This is a genomic window from Pyxidicoccus trucidator (assembly GCF_010894435.1).
In the GTDB taxonomy this organism is placed as follows: Bacteria; Myxococcota; Myxococcia; order Myxococcales; family Myxococcaceae; genus Myxococcus; species Myxococcus trucidator.
In genome coordinates, this window is sequence record NZ_JAAIXZ010000085.1 from 1 (window position 1) to 477 (window position 477).

At 69.4% G+C, this 477-nt stretch carries 1 protein-coding gene and 1 pseudogene; one reads left to right on the forward strand and one right to left on the reverse strand.

Going from position 1 to position 477, the window contains the following annotated elements; translation table 11 throughout:
* On the forward strand, window positions 1–235 hold a 235-nt coding region (locus tag G4D85_RS48525), incomplete at its 5' end, for a hypothetical protein (RefSeq protein ID WP_205526043.1).
* Here the strand turns inward: G4D85_RS48525 and G4D85_RS48530 are convergent.
* Window positions 199–477: pseudogene (locus G4D85_RS48530) on the reverse strand (MFS transporter); the annotation flags it as partial. The gene G4D85_RS48525 and the pseudogene G4D85_RS48530 overlap by 37 nt on opposite strands.

Sequence of the window (477 nt, forward strand, 5' to 3'; positions counted from 1 at the left end):
GGGACAGTCCAGTGCGAGTCTGGAACTGTCGCTGTACCTGAAGGGGCTGGGGAACTTCGTGCGCGCGAACATCGACTGGAGCAACCGGTCCGGTCGCTACTTCGAGCGAGAGGTGCGCTCCTCCGCGGAAGGCGTCGTGGCGCTCGAGATGCCTCTCGTGGACGTCACGACGCTGGAGCCGCTGCCCGTTCGCTCGATTCAGTGGTGGTGGGGCTGTGTGTCGTCGGAGGGCTGAGCGCTGTTCCGGCTCAGTCCGAGCACGGCGAGTCCCACGAGGCACAGGGCCGCGCCCGACGCGCATACGCCCGCCCAGCCCCAGTGGGTCCACGCGGTGGTGCCCAGCCAGGAGCCGCCCGCGCCGCCCGCGAAGTACGTCACCATGTAGAGGGTGTTGAGGCGGCTGCGAGCCTCCGGGCGCAGGGCGTAGACGCGCGTCTGGTTGGAGATGTGGTTGCCCTGGGCGCCCAGGTCGAGCAG